We start from the raw sequence: 22,167 nt of genomic DNA, 5'->3' as shown, positions 1-22,167 counted from the left end.
TCACTTGAACAGGATCACGAATACCGCGGCAACGCCGCTGGATGAACCGCCCGCCGCTGCCCAGAGTACATTTATACGTTTGCTGCAGCTAGGCAAACCTTATACAGGCTGGTATATCATTCTGTGTGTTCTGGCAGCGGTCAGCTCACTCACAACTGTAGGTTTGGCTGAGTCCCTGCGGCGGATTATCAATGCGGCCACCAACCACAACACCTCCGGTCTGACAGCCGGAATGACCTTTGCTGCTGTCATCGTAGTTACAGATGCCGGAGTCCACTTTCTGAATACATATCTCTCAGGTCTGCTTGAGATCAAATCTACCTCGAAACTCCAGATGTCCATGCTGACAAGAATGCTGAATGTCCGGATGAAGGATCTGGACCGCTATCATTCCGCCGATCTAATCAGCCGGATGAATGACTCGGCTCCAGCCGCACAGCAGGGAATAAACCGGAAGACGATTGAACTGATCAGCAATCTGCTACAAATCATCTTTCTGCTCACTTATCTGCTGTCTCTGCAATTTGCTCTGACACTGGGAACAATCATCATCTGTGCGCTGGTTCCGCTGGTTATGCTCCCCTTCACCTCACGGCTCCGCACCATGAATGAGCAGCGTCAGAGCATTGAGAGCGCCCAGCAGGCATTCATCCAGGATTCGATGCAGGGCGCTGAGGTGGTGCGTGCCTTCTCCCTTGCTCCCCGTCTACTCGGGCAATTCACCAGCAGAGTCCGGCAATACAACACAGTCCACCTGCCGCTCTCTCGGGTAGAAGCTGTAGGTTACAATATGCCTCTGGCTGTTATCCTGGGCGGATTACTGTATGTACTCTCCTATGGCGGCTATCTTGTAATTGGGGGGCGGATTGATGTAGGCGCCGTTGCTGCTTTTCTCATTTGCTTTGAACAAATTTCGAATCCGGTATCGCGGCTTGCCAACCTGTGGACAGAACTGCAGGCTTCGCTGGCACAGGGGAAGCGTTTATTTGAGATCATGGATTTAACCGAAGAAGGCATCAGCCCTGCTAATTCGGGTACCGCAGGGCATCTGGCTGAAGCATGGGATACCGTTAATCTGCCCGTTGCCGGACAGCTGCCGCTCATATTCAACAATGTCAGCTTCGGGTACGGACAAACGAAAGTAATCACTGAAACTCAGCTGCGGATTGAGCCAGGTAAGGTTACCGCTTTCGCTGGTGCCAGCGGGAGCGGCAAGAGCACGATTCTTCAGCTAATGCTTGCAGCTTATGTACCTGACGGAGGAAGCATTTATCACGGCAGCACGCCCCTACATACGATTCCTCCGCGCAGCTGGCGCAGCCGTATCGCCTATGTATCCCAGGAGCCTTATCTGTTCTCCGGAACTCTATACGAGAATATTGCCTGGGGACGGCCGGAAGCCTCCCGGGAAGAGGTGATAGCCGCCGCACAGAATGCAGGTATCCACGAGTTCATTATGCGGATGCCGCAGGAATACAATACTCTCATCGGTGAGCGAGGGCTTACCTTATCTGGAGGTGAACGCCAGCGTCTATCGATTGCTCGCGCCTTCGTCCGTGAACCGGGGCTGCTGCTGCTTGATGAACCTACTGCTGCCCTTGACAGCCATAATGAAGAGATTGTCCAGCAGGCATTGAAGGCCCTGATGACGAACCGGACAACGGTCGTAGTCGCCCACCGGCTCTCAACTATTAAGTACGCTGATCATATCTACTTCATGGAGGCCGGAGCAATTGTTGAACAAGGGACCCATATGGAGCTGATGGCGCTGCAAGGTAAATATCACGCAATGGCCCAGGCGGGCATTCAGACAGAGGCTGCTGCCGGAGGAGGACTGCAAAATGAATACTAAATCATCATCATCCGGCCGAATCCGGCTCGGGGAAGCCCTCCAGCGGCTGCTTCCTTATGTCAAGCCATACCGGCTCGGCTTTCTGGCAGCAATAGTGCTGCTAATGGCCAGGCTTGCACTGGATATCGGATTTGCTACAATTCAGCAGGTTTTCATTGATACGATCAACAGCACGAACATGCAGTCACTGACACGGATAACCTTAATTTGTTCACTGGCCTGCTTCCTGATTATTCTCTGTCTTATGCTGCAGCATTACTTCCGCTTCACCGTGCACAGCCGGATGGCCTGGGATTTCCGGGCGAAGCTGTTTGACGCGAGCCACCGGCTGCCTTACCGCCAGCTGGAAGCCATGCACTCCGGGGATCTGACCTCCCGGAATACCAAGGATGCCGGAGCGGCCATGGGGATGATTAGCAGTCTGGTCTACGATCTGGGTTATAATCTTCTGCTCTGCCTGGTTGCATTTCTGTATTTGGCCAGCCTGGATGTCTGGCTTGCACTCCTTGCACTTGGAACGGGCCCCGTTGTCTTTCTGTCCGGCCGTTTCTTTGACCGCAGACTGCGTAAGCTGTTCACGGAAATCTATGCCCAGGAAGCCTTGCTGCGGGGAATCCTGCAGGAGACCCTCCAGGGGATGAAGGTTATCCGTTCGTTTTCACTGGAGAATACGCTGCTGGGCAGGTATGCAGCTGGACGCGAGCAGTTGAACCGGCTCCAGAAGCAAAAAACTCTGTTAAACGCACTGCTCTGGCATTCTTCAGCCTTCATCAACAATGCAGTAATGATCAGCTGTGCGGTACTAATTGCCCGGTCAGCGCTCCGTGGGGAGACTTCGGCAGGGGAAGTGCTTGCCTTCATCATCCTGATGGGACGTGTTCAGTGGCCATTCGTCCATATGTCGCAGACTTGGGGCGGGGTACAGGAATCACTCGGGGCGGCTGACCGTGTATTTGAGATTCTTGATGCTCCCCGGGAAGGGGCAGCATCTGGCGATGGACAGGATACTGCTACCGTATCCGCTGCGGTAGCCGCCGCTGAAGCAACCGCCTTGGCGGAAGCTGCTGCACTAAGCATACAGGGGCTGCACTACAGCTTCGAGGGACCCCAGTCCAGGGAGGGAAGCTGTCTGAGCGGGATCCATCTGGAGCTGAAGCATGGCGAGACGGTTGCTGTTGTCGGCCCCAGCGGTTCGGGCAAGACGACACTTGTACGGTTGTGCTGCGGACTCTATGAACCGGAGGCCGGCAGTATTACCGTGTGCGGTTATGGTGTGCATGATCACCTGGAGGCGGCGCGCCTGAGGATCTCCTATGTGCCGCAGAATCCTTACCTGTTCTCCGGCAGCATCCGGGATAATCTCGCGTTCAGCGCTGAACATGCCAGCGATGAAGAAATCCGGGAAGCTGCCCGCCTGGCAGGTGCAGATGAATTTATTATGCGGCTGCCTGAAGGATACGACACGCTGATCGGTGAACACGGCTCTACTTTATCAGGCGGTCAACGGCAGCGCCTCGCCATCGCCAGAGCTTTTCTGCGTAATGCCCCGCTCCTGCTGCTGGATGAAGCTACTTCAGCACTCGACAACGAGTCCGAACGGCTGGTTCAGCAATCGCTTGATCTGTTGATGAAAGACCGGACCACCCTCGTGATTGCCCACAGGCTCTCAACGGTAAGGGAGGCTTCGCGGATCATTGTTCTGGATCATGGAAGAATTGTTGAAGAAGGCACACATGATGCGCTCATTGAACAGGATGGGCTCTATGCGGAGCTGTATCATTTACAGTTTAGAACAGCACCGGTTGAAGAATTGGAATCCGCATCCTATGCGAAATCCCTTACTTCAGTATTACCGGCATAACATCAGTTCTCCCGGGAAAACAAATCACAATTACAGACGAAGACCCCGAAGGTCCGTGTCACCACGGCGGCCGGAGTCTTCGTCTCTTTTCAGACTCAAATAGAAATGTTGTACGTTTTGCAACTTTGATACTTAGATACCCGGATACTCGGGAAGATTGTTGTATGAAATGCAGGAATTCTCCCAATTAACGGCTTGTTCACGGAGGAATGCTGCATTGTGTACAACAATTTGCGATTAGGGCTGATATTACAAGGGAATTGTTGTATTTCGTGCAACACTCCCGCCATTGAAGGTTATGCGAAGCCCCTGCACTTTTTATTTTGAACCACCTAGCGGAATCGCCCCGCTGTCTCTGGCGTCTGTTATGATTTTGGAAGCGGCCACTTCCCCGTCCTCATCAAACCCTTCAATCTCAAACGGGACACCCGCCGTAACCGGCTGAAAAGCGAACCAAATCGTCCGGTCTGATCCGACTTTAATCAGCTTCGCTTCGGATGTATCCGTTCCTGCCTCCTTCTGCTCGACTGTAATATGCTGAATGGACGGGTTCAGAACATCTCCGATCACCATGGGAAATGGAGTCGAAATATGCTCCAGTTCAGGAAAACACATATAATTTATTGCAGAGCTCTCCGGACCTCCGCCCATTCCGTAGCCGCCTCCCCATACCCACTTCCATCCGAGCCAGGTTTTGCGGACATACTCTACTTGAAGATTACTGCTGCCTTGCTGCCCCGGCCGGGTAAGAAATACCAGCACCCCTCTGGCTGCAGGCTCCTGATGAATTACAGTCATCGTGTCAGAGGCGCGGAACAGCCGGACAGCTTCTTCCGGACTTTTGCCAAGTGGAATCTGGAGGGTCTGGTCCATTCCGAGTGAGCGGGACATCCGCTGGTCAGACCATCCGCCCGGTCTTTCATACATATACAAAAGTAAATAGAGTACGGCTACGGAAGCTAGAATCACTCCGGCAGCCATTCCCAATCTCCGGCTATTCTTCATGAATAATTGCATCCCCTGTCCCATGTGTTTGCGCTTACAATACCTTCCATAATACTATAGAATATTTCAGCGCAGAATACAAAAAAGCCCGTAGAGCAAGCCCCAAAGGGCCTGTCTACAGGCTGTTTGCAATCCATTCTAATATTGTAACTGCTATATTAGGTTTGAATTATTTAACTTCATTTGCTCCGGTTACTTTGCCTTCGATCACAGCAGTAGCCTTCACATCTTCACTTGCATAGTACAGGTTACCGTCGATAGTAGCATCTTTGTACAGGTTGAATCCGTTAGCTTCTACATATACGTCACCTTTGATTGTACCGCCTTGAACGCGGAAGTTCTCGCTCTGTACAGTTACTTTAGGTGCTGTCAGTGTGTAGGTAGCTGTAACCTTGTGATCTGCATCTTGTGCATACAGGGCAAGCTTACGGTAGATCGCTGCAGATGCATCGCCTTTGTCATGGAATTCACCGGCTACAACAACATCTTTGTCAACGGTCAGATCGTTCAGGATTGCTACAATCCAGTTGCCGCTTTCGCTTACAGCAGCAGTGAAGGCATCTGCCTGGTTAACAATCGAAGCTGTGCTTTTTGCATCAGTCTGCTCTGTGGCTGGAGCTGTTGTTGCTGCTGCACCTGCATTATTAGCTGCGTTATTATTATTCGATCCACAACCCGACAACAATGCTGCTGATACCCCTGCTACTACTAGAACTTTGAATAATTTCATTTTTAATTCCCCCTGTTTCTTTTAATTAACTTTATTATATATTAAAATTTTTATGATAACAACGTGATAGTTTTCACAATATTGTGTCTTTTTTCACAAAGAAACATTTTAATTGTTTCATATCGTGCAAAATGCAGGTATTTCATGCTTATTTGTCTAATTTTGTTCGCGAACCCTCAGCGGCTCCAGCGGCTGATCCTTTCAATTCTAAAGCCTCCCACTCCTCTCTAAGCAGCCCCATTCGAATAGAATCGTAGAACTGCCCATCGTAGTAACGGCATTTCCGGAGTCTTGCTTCCATCGTCATGCCTAATTTCACCCCGGTCCTGATCATCCGCTCATTCCCGGACCATGTGGTATAGCCTACACGGACCAGCGGATACGCATTGAACAGATGACCGATCCACAGTCTGAGAGCTTTAGTCCCGTAACCGCTGCTCCAATATGCCGGATCATAGATGATAATACCCATTTCCAGCCAAAGGGATGGCTCATGCTCCCAATAGTAACTGACGTCGCCAATAACCCCGCCCTCTACTTCTATTACCCAATTTTTTCCGCGTCCAACAATCTCCGCTCTGTTCCCATAATACTCTTCCCACGGAATCCGCTTGTGTTCGTAGTAAGGTGCATCCCATTTCTTCCACTCCGGTGCTTCCTCTTTGTGTGAGAGCTCCCACAGTCTGAATAGATCCCCTTCAGCTATCGGCCGAATCTGCAATTCATTTTCCTGATACATAGATTTCCTCCGTTGCCGCTAATATTTTACATACTGATATTATATTAACTGAACTGCTGAAGCTGTTGCTGGTAGTGAACATTTATAATTAAGGAATACTGAATGTAACGGCTGCTGTAAACTTTTCACGGAGCTTAGCGTTGTATAGGGGAAGGGGGCAGGACATGGCCAAAGAAACCATTCATCACTTTCTGCAGCAAGCCGGAACTTTGCTATACCGGTATTTGAGGAAACGCGGACTCGCCCGCGAGGATGCTGAAGATATCGTTCAGGACACCTGTTATAAATACTTAACCTATCAGGATGGTATCGGCCCGAAACAAGTCATGGGCTGGATGTTCCGTGTCGCCACCAATCAGTTCTATGATCTCAAGCGAAAAGACAAACGTCATCCGGAGGTCGATGTTGACGATATCCAGCTTCTTTCTTTAACCCATCTGCCGGAGATCCAGCTGCTGAGGCGGGAAACCGCACAGAATATCCGCGACACGCTGTCTATGCTCTCTGAGCAGCATCAGGAGCTGCTGATTCTCAAATATGAGCTGAACCTTACTTACAAGGAGCTCTCGTCCCTGTACGGTATGAATGAGAACACGCTCAAGACTCATGTTACACGCGCCAAAAACCAATTCATCAAACATTATGGGGAGGACTATTAAATGGAACAGAATCATGAACAGGACCCGTTTATTTTCGGAGGGAAAGGGGCTCAGCAGATAATCAAAAAAGCCAGACTCCGCTCCACCCTGAAGACCATTGGCATCATTGTTATCGTAACCCCGGTTATTCTCGCCGTTATCTGGTATGGCCTCTACCACTTGAGACTGAACCAGGGAGACAAGGTGCAGTCTGAGATTCTCTGGAAAAATGAGATCAGTGCACCCAATGTGCACATCAGCAACCAGTCGGTGAAATTAGACAGCTTTGGAGGCGAGACCTACAATCAGACTTACAAATGGCTGGGAAATAAACCTTATATCTGGCAGCCCATCGAGGAATCCTATAATCTGCTGGGCCACTCGACCGGCAGGTATGGCGCATTTGGAGCGATTTCTCTCCCGGAACAGCTGAGCGCAGCGTCCACACACCGTTACAACTCTGCCACCGGGGACCGGGAAATGATCTTTTATCATCCGGAGATTGATTATGATTCCTATGAGGACAGCATCAGCCAGCTGAAGCAGCTGGGAGACGATACACTTGTGGAGATGGCGTTGTCTTTTGACCAGGCCTATACGCTGGATAAGACGCAGAAGCTTCTGCCTGCCGGGATGCAGCCTGTCTGGTTATGGACGGATGCATATACTCCCTCTTATAAAAAATACCTGAAGGAAACGCGCCAGACCATCGCAGCTGATTCGATGATCATCTACGGATTTCATGGAGAGCAGTTTGCCCCCTACGGCGGTGTAAACTCCTTCATTAATAGTGTCGAACAGCTGCGGAAGCACGGCAAAAACTTCACCTGGGAAGCAGATCAGGTTCATCAGAGCCTGGCCGGGGATAATAATATTCTGGAACCGGATGATATCACAATTATTGGTGTAGTCGTAACCGGCACCGCTAAACAGCTGGAAGCTCTGCAGAATCAGGCTTATATCAAAGCCTCTACCTTCGGCGTGGTCTCTGATTCCATTACACTTCCTAATTAAGCTGTCATTCCAAGGAAGCTTCCCAGCCGGACGGTTGAATTGGACTTCTTCACTACAGCTTGAGATAATTAAGCCAATCCATCCAAAGATTACTGCAAATCCATAAAGCAAGGAAGCCAGCAGTATGGGCAGCATGATATAAGAGCTGCCCGGATGACATACCGAAAGGACACAACCATGAACCTGTCAGCACTTTCCGACTCCCTAAAGCCGCTGAATCTGCGGAGCTGTCTGATCCAGCAGCAGGGCAGTCTGATCTTTGAACATTATAGAGATCAGCGCACTTCTTCCGAGATTGCCAAGATCAACTCCTGCACCAAAAGCATACTCTCCGCGCTGGTCTGCATCGCGATGGACCAAGGCCAGCTTCCCGGTCCTTCGGCTTCTATCAGCGAATTCTTCCCGCAGCTCAGCCGCGACGCTGATACACGTAAACCGAAAATTACAGTCGGACAGCTGTTAACCATGTCTGCCGGCTTTCGCTGGACCGAATTCGGCGGAGCGAATTCCTTCCCCAAGATGACCCGTTCCTCCCATTGGGTGAACTATGTACTGGAGCAGCCGCTCGCGGATGAACCGGGAACCCGGATGGAGTATAACTCAGGGATCTCGCAACTGCTGTCGTCTATTGTGGTGCAGGCTTCAGGAATGAGCACAGCAAGATTCGCCGAGCAATATCTCTTCGGACCTCTCGGAATTACGGAGTATGAGTGGGAGACAGATCCCCAAGGCATCCATACGGGCGGCTACGGGCTGAAGCTGAGGCCCGCCGACCTGCTGAAATTCGGACAGCTCTATCTGCAGCAGGGAGTATGGGAGAATTCGCAGATTATATCCGGCGAACGGGTCGCATGTTCGGCGCAGCCGGCTCTGCCGGCTGAACCGCCCCGCCATGGCGGATACGGCTGGCACTGGTGGACAGATTCAATAACGGGTGATACCAGAACCGGGGGGTCTGCTGCTGTGGATTACTATTATGCACGCGGGTACGCCGGGCAATATGTATATGTACTGCCGGAGCTTAAGACGGTGGTCGTGCTGACCCGGGACAACATGCGGGGCCGTAACAACCCTCCGCCTGATGCATTCGGCGAGTATATTGTACCGCAGCTTATGAATCCAAGCGGACTTTAGCAGCCTCCAAATAAGCTGCCTCTCCGGTGAAACCAAGCAGCTTCCCGCCTTCTTTCTGTACGCTGAAAAGATTCAAAAAACGCCATTTCAGCCGCACTGGCGAAATGGAGTAGCTTATGTATATACGCATAAATCCCCGCTGCCTGATTACTTGAGGCACGGGGATTTATGTGTTTATTCCTGTATTCAATTCAATCATTTCCTCCTGCTAACAAAGCCATATCCCTGACATGGTGATTGTTCAAATTTCATGTTACCGTGTTGCCCGTTCGCTCCTCTTCGGAGTGTTGCTCCATGTCCTGCATATGGGGTGGATTCCCGCGTACACGATTTCACGAAAAACGTTTTCACGGACGTTTTCCCTGCTGTGAAGAATCGTTTTAGTACGCTTCGCTAACCTTTTTCAACGGAATCACGCTCTTTCTTCCGCAAGATTACTCTTGCTTGAATGAATAGCTTTGGTTCAACTTCAAAGATTTGCTCTTGGGTTCCCGCATACCCACGATCTGCCAGAAGATGTTATCATCCACCTTCCTCATCAGCAGCCGATTCCGGCACGCTTCGCTAACGCTAGTACATCGGGATTCTCTCCTTTCCTTCATTCATTGCTAAATTTAGGAATGAGGCAATCACCTGTGGTTACCACCTGTGGATTGTTGCTGTGGCTCCTTTGGTGATGTCTACATTATATCCCAGAAACAATAAAATTTAAAACTTCAAAAACCTGCATATCCCGGCATAATCCCTGAAATTCCCTGCTATTTATAAGCAGAATGCCCATGCCTAACGATTACTCTTTTTAGGGATAATTTGCTCCTGCTTGCTGGTTTCATGTTATGTATGCGTTATCATTAATCGGATTTCCGGCCGGCATCCGGGATAACTTCCTGAATGCCGGCCGGTTAATTTATATTGACAGGCTATGATTTTTATTCCGCCGGGTTAATTCAATAACTAAATAAATGCCATACAGCAGATACATGATATTCAGAATACCCACTATCAAAACCTCATGCTCCAAGTTCTCATTGCTGACCAAAGCCAGAGCATCATAAATGAAATGAAAGGCGATCAGCGGGATGATATTATTGCCTGCCTCAATCAGCAGGGCGAGTACGCAGCCCAGCAGCAGTGCATTGGCAACCTGGAGAAGTGTGCTTATGATATCATTTCCGCCAAACGCGTTGGCCATATGTAGAGCACCAAAGATTACGGACGAGAATACAATATAAAATACAGGCCCCTTATGCTTCAGCTTATCTCTGATGATTCCTCTGAAAATGGATTCCTCAGTATACCCCACAATCATAGTCATGATCACGATACTGATCACTTCAGCCGCCGTCGTCTCCACATTGATTCCAGATATAACCGGCTGGGCTACCGCAAGAATCAACAGGGGGATGTAGAACAGCACAGGCTTGGCCTGCTTGGCGTCAAGCTTGCGGAAGCCGAATCTCTCAAGCGAGGAATCCTTTCGCTTCATATATACAGTAACGATGATGGCCATAACCAGAAAGGCGCAGGCCTGGGCATTTCTTACCCCCATGTCCCCAAACTCCTGAATAGATGCTACTGCAGATGCTACTGAAACTAGAAGGGTCAGGACGACTCCCAGCATCAGCGAGAAAATAACCGGATGTCCTTTTGCAACGGTGTTCTTCATCTCTTATCTCCTTTTATGTAGGTGGTTTCATCATTGCCATCCAAGGACAATAATGGATTTATTGTAAACGATCGCTTGGAAATATACTACAGTTTTCACTGCGGTTACTACCCCTTCCATTCAGGAGCACAGAGACAGATTCATCCGCTGACTTGCCGTCCTCTACAACAGTCTGTCTTTAATCTGCAGAACAACTTCATCCAGTCCGATCTCACTTGTATCCACTGAATGTGAAGGCATTCCTGCATAAGTGCTTATCCGTTCCAGACTCCGATTGATCTGCTCCTCCGTTCTATGATCTTCCTGCATCCGCTGCCTGAGTGCTGATTCCGAACAGGTCAGTGTAATTACCTGATGTTCAAATTCCAGATCTGACAGCCTAGCGAGCAAACGGTCAATCATCTCTTTACGGTGAAGAACCCAACTGAAGATTACGTAATCGAACGACGTATTCGTTAAGAAGCTGTGCAGCAAGTAGTTTATGTTATTCTCAACCATAATGATATTCTCGTCATTCACAGTCCAAGGCTGCATCATCCAGCACCAGTCCCCATCCAACCATACGGAGCGGTCCAGCGACTTGAATAGCTGTTTACATACTGAACTCTTGCCAACGCCCATTGTACCGTTTACGATGATGAGCTTTTTCATTACAATCTCTCCCTCCTTAAAATAACCGTATTGTCATATCCTACATTGTAATAGCTACTGCAATATATCACATCACTTTACCTAATATTCCAGTGGGAAATACAGCTGACGCATGCTATAATCTCTGAGTCCTATAGTGAGAATTGAACATAAGTATGGGGGTTGCAGGAGGTTTTGCTCAACATGAACAGTCCTATTAAAATTTTTAAAGTGACCGTACAGCTGGAGAAGGATGAATACGATGTCGAGGCCAGTCATTGGAGACTGCTGACGGAAACGAACCGCTACTATGAGATCAAACCCGAAAGCGGCCCTGTAAAGCGGATTTACAAAGAGAAATTGAATACGGTAGTGGATGATACCAAATCCTATACAGATGGATATCTGGCTTGTTCGGCATTCTGTATCGAAGACCGTATTCATGATATGCATATCGAAATGCTGCACAAGCTGCGGATGAAGGTCAATGCTTATATGGATGAGCTGCAGCTGAACCAGCAGGCCATCGAGCTGCAGATCAAGAGCCCCAAGGCTGTTCCGCACAAGAAGTAACCCTATTTATGCTGGCGGCACGCAAAAAACCGGAAGAATCGCAGTGTGCTGCGGATCTTCCGGTTTTTTGTGTATCTGATTCAATTACAGCAATCCGGCGTTCTTCACGGCATGTTCCCAGCTCGGAAAATAATGCAGCGCACTGCGCATTAACTCCGGATCCTGCTGCTTAACCTGCTTCTTGTTTACGGTACCTCCACCAGACTGAAGCTGCTTGATCCGACTGATTACTTCATCTGAAGCCAGTGTAATATCCAACTCTCCACCCCTTTCTGGTACGTCTTTCCATATTTTTCACAACTCCTGCGTGTTCTATACAAAACCTGCAGCAATGAAATTAATGGCTGACCAGATAGGAGGCATCCAGAATCAGTGCAACCCGCCCGTTCCCCAGAATTGTTGCCCCGGAGAGATGGTTCATCGTCCCCAAATACGCACCCAGCGACTTAATGACCACCTCCTGATTACCAATGATCTCATCAACGGCAAAGGCGGCGATCCGGTCCACAGACCGGACAATCACCAGCGGGATAGTCTTGGAGCTGCGCTCGGTCCGCGGGTAATGCAGCTTGTCTCTAAGCCAGGAGAGCGGCACAATCCGCCCGTGGTTAATAATCGCCTGTTCGCCTTGAACGATCTGAATGTCTTCGGGGGAGATCCGCACTATTTCCGCTACATTATACATAGGAAGGATCAGCACCCGGCCGGATACATTCACCAGCAGCCCCTTAATGATGGCGAGTGTAAGCGGCAGACGGATAATGAACACAGTCCCTTGGCCCGGTACCGTTTCAATATCAATGATACCGTTAAGCCGTCCAATCTGGCTGCGTACGATATCCATCCCCACCCCCCGGCCCGATACCTCACTTACTTCGGCAGCCGTTGAGAAGCCGGGCTCAAAGATCAGGTGGATGGCTTCTTGAGCCGTTAAGAACCCGGCCTGTTCTTCAGTGATGATGCCTTTGCTAAGTGCAGAGGCTTTGATTTTGCCGGCATCTATGCCCTGCCCGTCGTCCTCCAGACGGATAACCACCTGATTCTCCTCGTGGAACGAGGTAAGCGTAATCGTTCCCTTGGGAGATTTCCCCCGCTCTGCCCGGACTTCCGGGCTTTCAATCCCGTGATCGGTGCTGTTGCGGATCAAATGGATCAACGGATCACTCAGCTCTTCGATAATCATCCGGTCGAGCTCGGTCTCGCCGCCCTGGATCACGAGTTCAATCTCCTTCCCCAGCTTGTGGGCGAGATCCCGGACCAGGCGCGGAAAACGGTTGAACAATTGATCCATCGGCAGCATCCGGGTCTTCATTACACCTTCCTGGAGCTCTTTAATTATAGCCCCCATATGATCCGACACTCCGCCTATACCCGGCAATACCTTAGCCGGATCATTCCGCTGGCCGGCTGCGCTCAGATCGGCCAGGGAGGTCTGCTCGATCAGCAGCTCGCCTACCAGATTCATCAGATGATCCAGACGCTCCACGCTGACCCGGACTGTCGGCTGGGCGCTGTTCCCCCGTTGTTCCTTGTTCGGAGATGACGGAGGCCCCGCCAGTAACGGTTCAACCGCCGCTGCTGCGCCAATAACGCTTGAAGGACCAGGCACAAATGGAGTGATGACAATACCCTGGACATCTGAATCACCTGCCAGCTGTTCTGATATCTGCTGAATTTCTTTGCCGGCAGCAGCCACTACAGCAAACCGGCTGTAACGCGAGTCTTCGTCTGCTCCGGCGGCCGCAGCTGCCGGCAGCGCGACAGCAATGACCTTTCCGCATACATCTTCCATGCGCTGCAGCAGCATATAATACCGTGCCGCCTTCATCAGGCACTCCTCTTTGAGCGTTACCGCGAGGGACAGCAGCGAGTACCCGGCAGCCACGGCTTCTTCGGCCAGGAGCATCTCCGCCGGACTTAAGACGGGCAACCGGACCGGCTGTGGTTCAGCCGGCTGATTAATCAATGCCTTGATCTCTGCAACGACGGCGCTGCAGTCGGCGTAATCCCCGCCGCTGATATATTGCGTGCGCAGCAGCTTCATGGCGTCAAGCGCCCGGAAGAGCGTATCAATCAGCTTTCCGGTAATCTCCGGTTTCTTCTCCCGGACCCATTCAAGGGCATATTCAACCTCATGCGTCAGATCGCTCATTTCACGGAAGCCCATGGTTGAGGCTGAGCCCTTGATCGTATGGGCTGCGCGGAATAACGTCTGGACCAGCTCAGGTGCCGGAGCATGCTCCAGCGTGAGCAGGGATTGGTCGATCCGCTCCAATTGCTCATTCAGCTCTTCTATGAAAATATCGCGGTAGGCAGACAGTTCCATCATCATTACTTGTTCCCCTTCCTAACCGCCCAATATTTCCTCGAGCTTCAGAATGCCAATCAGCTGGTCATCCCGTTGGCCAATCCCGTGGAAGACTGCTTCGCGGCTGCGGTTATGTCCGCCCGCCGGAGGGTGGATCTCCGCATAAGTAGTCACTTTATTAACCTTATCCACAATGAGACCCACGAATTCCTCCCGGTAGTTGACCACAATAATTCTTGTATTCCGGGTGTACGGCTCATCCGCCATCCCCAGCAAATTGCGCAGGCTCATCACGCAGACCACTTTACCGCGCAGATTGACCACACCCTTCACTTCATTCCGGGTGAACGGGATATCTGTAATGCTGAGCATTTTGATTATTTCATGAATTTCTTCGATACGGATCGCACAGGTTTCGGCTCCTACAGCAAGCTCGATATACTGTTCCTTCTGTAAGGATGACATGGCTTCACCTTCAGTCTGTAGAATTAATGAGTCTTGAATGCGGCAGCGGACTGGGCCAAATCCTCGGATAACAGGGCCAGCGCCTGGCAGGTAGCTGCCGTTTCCTCTGAAGCCGCTGCGGATTCCTCGCTGGAGGCGGCAATGGACTGGACCGAGCTCATCACTTCGGCTGCCTGGGCGGATTCCTCTTCACAGGCGGCAGCAATTTCATTCACTTTGAGTGAAGACGTATTAACCATACTGATAATCTGTTCAAAGGCCTGGCTGGTCATCGAAGACTGCTCAACGCTTTCCGCTACTGCCCGGACGCTTTGCTTCGTATTCTCCTGCATGGCCTTGATGATCTTCGTGATTTCCTTCGTGGCATCACTGCTGCGCTCGGCAAGCTTGCGGACCTCATCCGCCACCACTGCGAAGCCGCGGCCCTGCTCTCCGGCGCGAGCAGCTTCAATCGCCGCATTCAAGGCCAGCAGATTGGTCTGCTCGGCAATATCATCAATTACTTCGATGATATCTCCGATTTTGCCGGAATCCTCTTCGAGCTGTTTCATCTGGTGATTGACAGTCTGCATTCCCTGCAGCGAGGTCTCAACCACATATCCGCCTTCCCGGGCCGTGCGCACCGTCTCATTCGACAGCTCCGCCGCTTCCTCTGCACTGGAGGCTACGGAATCAATAGCCAGCGACAGCTCCTTGAACAGTTCGGTAATGTTCGTTGCCGCCGCAGACTGGTTCGTGCTGGTCCCGGCGATTTCCTGGGTACTTGCCGAGATTTGCTCGGAAGACGCAGCCACACTCTGTGAATTCATAACAATCCCGTTGATCAGATCCTTCAGGTTATGAACCATCCGGTTCAGGGCAGCAGCCAGCTGGCCTACTTCATCCTTGGTGGAAATATCGGATTGCTGGGTCAGATCACCGTTCGCCACCTCTGAGGCCAGCCGCAGCATCTGCATAAGCGGTTTGGAGATGGATCTGGCGATCAGGTAACCAATAAGAATGCTGATGATAACAGCAGCCGAGACAACTGAGATGGTGAGCACCAGCGAGGAGGAATATGCTGATTGGGAGTGGCGGTTCGCTTCCTCGGCCAGCTCCACGTTAAATTCGATCAGACCATCCAGGTTCGCAAGCACTTTCTCTCCCTGCGCAGTCAATTGGGTGGTCAGGAATGTATTAAATTGAGCCGGATCATCCAGTTCAGCCAGAACAAGCGCTTCCTCAAACAGCTTCAGATAAAGCTCATACTCTTTGTCAAAATCGTTCAGCAGCTCTTTCTCCGTGCCGGTCGTGGCCAGCGGACGGTAATTGTCCACCTTCTGGATCAGATCCTGCCGGGTGGATGCAATCTTGTCCTGATAACCGGCAATTTGGGTTGCATCCGTGGTGTTGCTCATATCGCGCATATATACCCGGATGACCTGATAATTGATTTTGGCAGCAGACAGATCTCTGACCGAAATCAGATTGTTGTTATACATGCCTTTCATATTCTGATTACTGCTGCTCAGCGAGAAAATGGAATACACCCCGAGTCCCGCCAGAATTAATGAGACCACCATAAAAGCTGAGATAATTTTTGTTGCTGTCTTCATGTTTCCGAACCATTTCATGTGATTTCCCCCTGTGGTTAACTTCTTAGTGTCCATCCTGCCGTAATCCTGTTGTATTCTCCCATAACACTCTCCCATCAGCCGGACACATCAGCTATATTTCGACATTTTTCGTTAAATAGTTAATATAATTATTTTGCATTAATAAATTTTTAATTTATTTTCTGTAATGCGCTTCCACATTGTCTATATGTAACGGTTATCCAGCCGGCTGCGTTAGCCATATTCAGCTTGACAGAACATCAAAAAAAGTTATAAATAAACATAATTAGCAAATGGTACAACCCTACATATACACAACGAAAAGAGGACTGCCCATTGACAACAAAAGTACCTTTGGCTGAGAAAATGGTGTTCTCCGGCGGCTTGCTGGGCCAGAATATGCTGTACAGCTTCATGTCGATGTATATTCTGTTCTTCTACACGGATCTGCTGGGCATTCCGGCGACTACCGCCAGTGTCATACTGGTAGCAGCGAGCATCTTCGATGCTTGCCTTGATCCGCTGATGGGCATGATTACCGACAAAACACGCTCCAGGTGGGGCAAATTCAGGCCTTATCTGCTGTTTGCCCCCTTCCTGATTGCACTGGCAACCATCGTCTGCTTCTGGGACTTCGGCGGCTCCTCTAGGACGACGCTGGTGATCGCCACCGTATCGTATCTGCTCTGGGGTATGCTGTATACGGTCTGTGATACGCCGCTTTGGGCCTTGTCGTCCGTTATCTCTACAGATCCGGGTGAACGGACATTGTTCGTCACTTTAGGCAAAATCGGCGGGACCCTCGGTGCGGTCGTGATCACAGTCGGCGGCATCCAGCTGCTGCTGGCCTTCGGCGGTGAACGGAGCACGCAAGCTTATCTGTATTCTGCAATTATTATAGGAATCATTGCTGCGTTATCTATTTTGCTGACCGGAATTCTTACCAGGGAAAGAGTCGCCCCTTCACCCGTGAAGATCTCCTTCCGGCAAAATCTGCAAACCGTGTATAAAAACAAACCGCTGCTCACCCTGCTTGCCTCGCTGCTGATTATCAACCTGGTCAACGGCATCCGGCAGAGCATCCAGCTGTATTATGTGGTCTATGTCTGGGGAGATGCCGGTTATGCAACCCAGGTCGGGATTAGCCTTGTTGTAGGCATGCTGCTGGGCATGACGGCTACGCCGCCGCTTTTGCGCCGCTTCTCCAAGAAGAAGGTATTCATCCTATCCTGCATTCTGGGGAGCTTGTCCTGCATCCTGCCTTACCTTTTCGGTGACCACAATGTTATGACCACACTGGTGTTCTTCGCGGTCAGCTTCTTCTTCTCGGGCATGACAACCATTGTGAGCACGTCCATGCTGCTGGATACCATTGATTATTCGGAGTGGAAGCTGGGCTTCCGGGGCGAGGGGATTGTGTTCTCCACGAACACCTTTGTCACTAAATTCAGCGGGGCATTGTCACGGCTCATTATCGGTGCAAGTCTGGGCCTGCTCAGCTATGTTGAGAATCAGCCGTCGACTCCAACGCTCCAGCATGGCCTCAGCTTCGTGATGTTTCTCCTGCCCGCACTCTGCTTCCTGGCCGCAATCCTGCCGATTCTGTTCTACAATATAAGTGATAAGCAGCGGCTGCAGACGCTGAGTGATTTGGAGAATACCCGGTCCGTATAGAAAGGAACTCAAGCATTTATTGATATAAGGAGTGATCATGAACATGGATATATCCACAATGGCAGCACTGATGTCCCCTCCCGATCTGACAGGCTGCCGCAGAATATTATGCGTACAGCCGCATCCGGATGATAATGAGGTGGGCATCGGCGGGACAATCGCCTCTTTGGCGGAGCAGGGCTGCGAGATTCATTATTTGACTGTGACGAACGGGGATCTTGGTGCGTTGGACGAGCATTTGTCTTCTGCCGAGATTGCAGCCGTCCGCGCACGTGAGCTGGAGGCCGCTGGGCGGTCGCTGGGTGCTACGGTGTTCCATCAGCTGGCCCACGGCGACGGCACCCTGGAGCATATTCCGGCGCTGGCAGAAGAGATTGCCGGGATCATCCGCACCGTGCAGCCGGATGTTATCCTCTGTCCTGATCCGTGGCTGAGCTATGAGGCACATTATGATCATATCGTTACCGGCAGAGCCGCAGCCCAGGCCTTCCTGTCGTCCGGACTTCCGCTGTATCCCCGAGGGACAAGCACCCGCCCCTGGCAGCCGAAGGCGATTGGTTTCTATTTCACCTCGGAGCCTAATACGGTGATCGACATTACAGACCACTTCGAGCGGAAGTTCGCAGCCCTAGCCCTGCACAGCAGCCAATTCAGTGAGGAGACTCTGGCGATGTACCGGATCTATTTCCGTGAAAAAGGCCGCCAGCTCGCTGAAGGCAAAGACTTCGAGCTTGGTGAAGGCCTGAAGGTGCTGTCCCCGCTGCATCTGCACTGCTTCGTGGATGCCCGGCTGATCTAAAGTGTATTAACATATAGAAGAGCAGCACTTCTCACCTAAACGGGAGATTTGCTGCTCTTCTTTACGTGGAATCTATGAACTTTAGGCTTGTTCCAGGATCTCATTCCTTCTCCAAGGCGAATCTCAGCAGACGGCTCAGCGCCGCAGGCAGTACGCTAACATGGCTCTCACCGGCGAATTCATTAAGACTCGTCTGCAGGCCATGCTCTGCCAGAGATGCCAGCCGTCCTGGAAGCTTCCCGGCATCCTCGACCATATGCTCCAGCTCGTCGGCACCGATCGTAATCAGCAGCTTACGCTGCAGAGCCTTAGAAGGATATGCTTCCAAGAACTGCTCCAGTTCAGCCAGCAGGGCATAATCATTCCACCAGACTGAAGGACTGCCAGCCGTATAACGGGTTACCAGCTCGGGACGCGTGAACAGTGCGTGCAGTACAAGTAAACCGCCGAGGGAGTGGCCGAACAGCGCCTGACGCTTTGTGTCTACCCGGAACAGGCTGGCGATCATCGGCATAATCTCCAGCTGCAGCAGATCGAGGAATTCGTCTGCCCCGCCGCTCTCCGGCCACTGGCTGCCATCCGGCCGCTTGGGCAGCTGCTGCTCCTCAGCCGGCATGGTGAAATCATAGCAGCGGCGCTTCATATCGAAGGGCTCACCGGAAGGATAGCCGATCCCCACCACTACCACCGGATCATAACCATGCGGTTTGCGGGACTGCAGACGTGCAGATTCGGCCAGGGTATGGAATACGGCATGGCCATCCAGTGCGTAAATGACCGGATACCCCTCCGGCGGGGCTTCTCCGGTTGGATGCGAGATCAGAATCCGGTACTCCTGGCGTTTTGCCCCGGCATAAATGACATGTTCCTCGCAGCCAAGATGCGGGTAGCTCCGTTCATTCGTCATAGTCATGGCGCGAGGATCTCCAGAACATCGTCAATGACATTGCTGTAGGCAACGATACCGCCGCCCAGCCAGTAACGGTCGTCCACATCATAGACCTTACCGGCCTGGACGGCAGGGATGCTTTTCCAGAGCGCGCTCTCTGTCAGTTCCTTATAGAAGGACTCACCGGTGTTGGCTGTATCGTTGGCCAGGAAGATGTAATCGGCATCGATCTGCGGCAAAACCTCAAGCGACAGCTCTACACTGTTCTCTGTAGCGACAAGATCGCTCTTGGTAATTCCCAGCTCTTCCGCCAGTACAAACCCGCCGTAAACACCGCCCATCAGGAACATCCCCCGCGAATTGAACCGGATAATCAACGCCTTTTTGTCTTGGATATGCGGAGCCAGGGTTGTCTTGGCCTCCTCTACCTTTTTGCGGTAATCTGCAAGGCCTTTAGCCGCTTCCTCCTGCTTGCCGAGGAGATCACCCAGTATCGTTACGGAGCTGTCCAGGTCACCTGCCGCCTGCTGGAAGACATAGGTCGGGGCAATTTTGGAGTATTGCTCATAGACACCATTCTCCGCATAGTAGGAGTTATGCAGAACAATGAGATCAGGCTGCATCGCCATGACAACCTCCGGCGAAGGCAAGCCGCTGGTGAAATCAACAAGCGGAACCCCGGCAAGCTGATCCTGAAGATACTGCTGTCCCTGGCCTTTATTGGACCACTGTCCCACCGGCTTGACGCCGAGCACTACCAGAGAGTCTTCCATATATGGAGCAAATACTTTCATTGGAGCAGTATTTAATGTAACCTCATGTCCCAGTTCGTCCTGAACCACTAGCGGATAGCCGGTTGCCTCTGCAGCTTCAGCCACTGCCGGCTCCACTTCAGGAGACGTTGACGGTGTCGCTTCTGCGGTGTTTGTCTGAGCGGCTTCATTCCCGGCCCCGCTGTCAGCCGCCGAATTGTTGCCGCAGCCCGCCAGCAGCATAATCACGAAGATTAGCGCTAACAGGGCCAGGATTCCTGACTTCTTTCTCTTGGCTGAATTGACCTTATGATCTTGCATGTTTTATCTCCCCCTAGTGATAATCATTCTCATTACTAGGGATTATAGAGGATAAACAGAAGGGTAACCATGGACAGTTTCCTGTTCCTGGCTTGGACTATTTCCTGTAAACATCAGAACGGCCTCCTCCAGCATCCGGTCCAGTGCTACCGCCGAGTACTCGAACCAGGGATCAGAGGGGAGCAGGTCCAGTTTGCCTGACTGTACTGCCGGCAGATTACGCCAGCTCTCACTGTGCTGCAGGGACAACCAATGCCGCCTCGTGGCAAAATCAGGACAGATGATCAGCATTAGCCGCTGCGGATTCAGCAATCTGACTTCCGCAAGCGAAATCGGCTCATTATACAGCGTACCGGAGCCGGTATATGCCGGCTTCAAGGCAAGTTCGCCATAGATCACATCACGGATTCCCCTGTTGCAGTAAGCATGCAATTGATCTTCGTATAGGCGGAGCACCATACAGCTCTCTTCACCCGCGGCGGCGGCCACCTGCTCTCTGGCATGGCGGGCTTTGTGTTCAAACTGCTGCAGCCACTGGCTGCACTGCTGTTCCCTGCCCAGAAAAGCAGCGATCTCCCGGAGCTGGACATCCCAGCGGTCCTGTTCGCGGGGGATGAAGAGGTTCTGGCTATTGCGCTGCAGATGCTCCTCCCATGCCGAATCCCAGGCATCGTGGCCGATAATTGCCTCCGTCCGGGCATTGATCAGCTTAGCCCGCTCAAGCTCCTGGTCCATCAGGTCTACCCTAAGATGTGTTTCAATCCGGTCGTAATACTTGTTAAAATAATAGGAAGTCCATTTGGAATCCAGCGGAGCGGCCACCGGGATAATATCCAGAGCCAGCAGTTGCCCGACCGCAGCTGCAGAGCAGGCGGCAACCCTCCGTTTATGTTGCTGGATGAACGACGAAGGAGGGACTCCGGTTTCCTTTTTGAATTTGCGGCTGAAATAGAATTCATCGCTGTAGCCGACTTTATGAGCGATCTCACGGAGCAGATATTCCGATTCCTGCAAGTATTGCTTGGCCCGGCTGATTCTCAGCTCTGTCAGATAGTCCATCGTGCTCTGTCCGAACGTTTTTTTGAACAATTCACCAAAATACTTCGGCCGCAATCCTGTCATGCCTGCCAGTTGATCAATGGACAGCGGTTCATGATAATGCTCCGCTATATATTCCCGGACGGCTGCCAGGTTAAACCGCCCGCCTTCCGGATGAAGACTGCCCTCCAGCAGCTGTTCCCGCTCCATACGTATTCCTCCGTTCTTATATTTCTTATATAGTGTTATATTGTAATGCAGACCGCAGCAGATGCGGCTGGCTGCAGAATATCAGCTCTACAGCGATAATGATAATCATTATCTGTGTAAAACTCAATAAAAAAGAACGCCACCGGGCACTCTTCTCTGGATTGATGTTAAAAATCAATAAAGTTCTAGACTGAAAAATAAAGTGTTAGATTCACATTGGTTTTTCCTATAGATTTAATTACATTTATATATTAGACCAATAAGATATTACATC

20 protein-coding genes are annotated in these 22,167 nt (G+C 51.1%); 8 read left to right on the top strand and 12 right to left on the bottom strand.

Annotated elements, in window-relative coordinates:
* The first annotated feature begins 4 nt into the window (after positions 1–4).
* Together NSU14_RS10230 and NSU14_RS10225 are read left to right on the top strand one after the other, a co-directional pair.
* On the top strand, positions 5–1,852 hold the full coding sequence (locus tag NSU14_RS10230; RefSeq protein WP_340944569.1) for an ABC transporter ATP-binding protein: 1,848 nt from the start codon (positions 5–7) through the stop codon (positions 1,850–1,852).
* Positions 1,842–3,713: an ABC transporter ATP-binding protein gene (locus NSU14_RS10225; protein WP_340944567.1), complete on the top strand. Its 1,872-nt coding sequence runs from the start codon at positions 1,842–1,844 to the stop codon at positions 3,711–3,713. The genes NSU14_RS10230 and NSU14_RS10225 overlap by 11 nt, the downstream gene beginning before the upstream one ends.
* A 318-nt stretch (positions 3,714–4,031) precedes the next feature.
* Here the strand turns inward: NSU14_RS10225 and NSU14_RS10220 are convergent, their stop codons facing one another.
* The 3 genes from NSU14_RS10220 to NSU14_RS10210 all read right to left on the bottom strand — a co-directional run bounded on the left by NSU14_RS10220 (position 4,032) and on the right by NSU14_RS10210 (position 6,187).
* Positions 4,032–4,718, bottom strand: coding sequence for a hypothetical protein (locus tag NSU14_RS10220; protein ID WP_340944565.1), 687 nt, complete (start codon positions 4,716–4,718; stop codon positions 4,032–4,034).
* A 169-nt stretch (positions 4,719–4,887) separates the two neighbouring features.
* Positions 4,888–5,448, bottom strand: coding sequence for a polymer-forming cytoskeletal protein (locus NSU14_RS10215; protein ID WP_042138408.1), 561 nt, complete (start codon positions 5,446–5,448; stop codon positions 4,888–4,890).
* 148 nt (positions 5,449–5,596) lie between these two features.
* Positions 5,597–6,187, bottom strand: a complete 591-nt coding sequence (locus NSU14_RS10210; RefSeq protein WP_340944563.1) for a GNAT family N-acetyltransferase — start codon at positions 6,185–6,187, stop codon at positions 5,597–5,599.
* 164 nt (positions 6,188–6,351) lie between these two features.
* Here NSU14_RS10210 and NSU14_RS10205 point away from each other — a divergent pair, with 164 nt between their 5' ends.
* The 3 genes from NSU14_RS10205 to NSU14_RS10195 all read left to right on the top strand — a co-directional run bounded on the left by NSU14_RS10205 (position 6,352) and on the right by NSU14_RS10195 (position 8,973).
* Positions 6,352–6,846 carry an RNA polymerase sigma factor gene (locus NSU14_RS10205; RefSeq protein WP_340944561.1) on the top strand — a complete coding sequence of 165 codons (495 nt, stop codon included), beginning with the start codon at positions 6,352–6,354 and terminating at the stop codon, positions 6,844–6,846.
* The gene (locus tag NSU14_RS10200) at positions 6,847–7,839 is read left to right on the top strand and encodes an anti sigma factor C-terminal domain-containing protein (protein ID WP_340944558.1); all 993 of its coding nucleotides are present in this window, start codon (positions 6,847–6,849) and stop codon (positions 7,837–7,839) included.
* A gap of 153 nt (positions 7,840–7,992) precedes the next feature.
* Entirely contained in the window at positions 7,993–8,973 is a 981-nt protein-coding gene (locus tag NSU14_RS10195; RefSeq protein WP_340944556.1) for a serine hydrolase domain-containing protein, read from the top strand.
* A gap of 907 nt (positions 8,974–9,880) precedes the next feature.
* On the opposite strand, the gene NSU14_RS10190 is transcribed toward NSU14_RS10195, so the two are convergent.
* On the bottom strand, positions 9,881–10,639 hold the full coding sequence (locus NSU14_RS10190) for a CPBP family intramembrane glutamic endopeptidase (RefSeq protein ID WP_340944554.1): 759 nt from the start codon (positions 10,637–10,639) through the stop codon (positions 9,881–9,883).
* A 162-nt stretch (positions 10,640–10,801) separates the two neighbouring features.
* Complete coding sequence (locus tag NSU14_RS10185) at positions 10,802–11,290, bottom strand: AAA family ATPase (protein ID WP_042138417.1); 489 nt, start codon at positions 11,288–11,290, stop codon at positions 10,802–10,804.
* A gap of 183 nt (positions 11,291–11,473) precedes the next feature.
* Between NSU14_RS10185 and NSU14_RS10180 the strand changes: the two genes are divergently transcribed.
* The gene (locus NSU14_RS10180; RefSeq protein ID WP_042138419.1) at positions 11,474–11,842 is read left to right on the top strand and encodes a hypothetical protein; all 369 of its coding nucleotides are present in this window, start codon (positions 11,474–11,476) and stop codon (positions 11,840–11,842) included.
* 84 nt (positions 11,843–11,926) lie between these two features.
* Here NSU14_RS10180 and NSU14_RS10175 read toward each other — a convergent pair whose 3' ends face one another.
* From NSU14_RS10175 to NSU14_RS10160, 4 genes are all read right to left on the bottom strand, one after another.
* The gene (locus tag NSU14_RS10175; RefSeq protein ID WP_171716245.1) at positions 11,927–12,100 is read right to left on the bottom strand and encodes a hypothetical protein; all 174 of its coding nucleotides are present in this window, start codon (positions 12,098–12,100) and stop codon (positions 11,927–11,929) included.
* 79 nt (positions 12,101–12,179) lie between these two features.
* Positions 12,180–14,174, bottom strand: coding sequence for a chemotaxis protein CheA (locus NSU14_RS10170; protein WP_340944549.1), 1,995 nt, complete (start codon positions 14,172–14,174; stop codon positions 12,180–12,182).
* Positions 14,175–14,189: 15 nt separating this feature from the next.
* The gene (locus NSU14_RS10165) at positions 14,190–14,615 is read right to left on the bottom strand and encodes a chemotaxis protein CheW (protein ID WP_042138421.1); all 426 of its coding nucleotides are present in this window, start codon (positions 14,613–14,615) and stop codon (positions 14,190–14,192) included.
* A gap of 23 nt (positions 14,616–14,638) precedes the next feature.
* Positions 14,639–16,228, bottom strand: coding sequence for a methyl-accepting chemotaxis protein (locus NSU14_RS10160; protein ID WP_076243274.1), 1,590 nt, complete (start codon positions 16,226–16,228; stop codon positions 14,639–14,641).
* Positions 16,229–16,546: 318 nt separating this feature from the next.
* Here NSU14_RS10160 and NSU14_RS10155 point away from each other — a divergent pair, with 318 nt between their 5' ends.
* Together NSU14_RS10155 and NSU14_RS10150 are read left to right on the top strand one after the other, a co-directional pair.
* The gene (locus NSU14_RS10155; RefSeq protein WP_340944542.1) at positions 16,547–17,884 is read left to right on the top strand and encodes an MFS transporter; all 1,338 of its coding nucleotides are present in this window, start codon (positions 16,547–16,549) and stop codon (positions 17,882–17,884) included.
* A gap of 43 nt (positions 17,885–17,927) precedes the next feature.
* A complete protein-coding gene (locus tag NSU14_RS10150; RefSeq protein WP_336101866.1) occupies positions 17,928–18,683 on the top strand; it encodes a PIG-L deacetylase family protein in 756 nt (251 codons plus the stop codon).
* A gap of 100 nt (positions 18,684–18,783) precedes the next feature.
* On the opposite strand, the gene NSU14_RS10145 is transcribed toward NSU14_RS10150, so the two are convergent.
* Genes NSU14_RS10145 through NSU14_RS10135 form a run of 3 tightly spaced genes read right to left on the bottom strand, consistent with a single transcriptional unit; the run spans position 18,784 to position 21,893 of the window.
* Positions 18,784–19,596 carry an alpha/beta hydrolase gene (locus tag NSU14_RS10145; protein WP_340944538.1) on the bottom strand — a complete coding sequence of 271 codons (813 nt, stop codon included), beginning with the start codon at positions 19,594–19,596 and terminating at the stop codon, positions 18,784–18,786.
* A complete protein-coding gene (locus NSU14_RS10140; protein ID WP_340944536.1) occupies positions 19,593–20,645 on the bottom strand; it encodes an ABC transporter substrate-binding protein in 1,053 nt (350 codons plus the stop codon). The genes NSU14_RS10145 and NSU14_RS10140 overlap by 4 nt, the downstream gene beginning before the upstream one ends.
* A 42-nt stretch (positions 20,646–20,687) precedes the next feature.
* On the bottom strand, positions 20,688–21,893 hold the full coding sequence (locus NSU14_RS10135) for a helix-turn-helix domain-containing protein (protein WP_340944534.1): 1,206 nt from the start codon (positions 21,891–21,893) through the stop codon (positions 20,688–20,690).
* Positions 21,894–22,167: the final 274 nt, after the last annotated feature.

The sequence above is a fragment of the Paenibacillus sp. FSL R10-2771 genome (assembly GCF_038000205.1).
In the GTDB taxonomy this organism is placed as follows: domain Bacteria; phylum Bacillota; class Bacilli; order Paenibacillales; family Paenibacillaceae; genus Paenibacillus_AQ; species Paenibacillus_AQ phytohabitans.
This window is presented reverse-complemented; position numbering and strand designations above follow the sequence as displayed.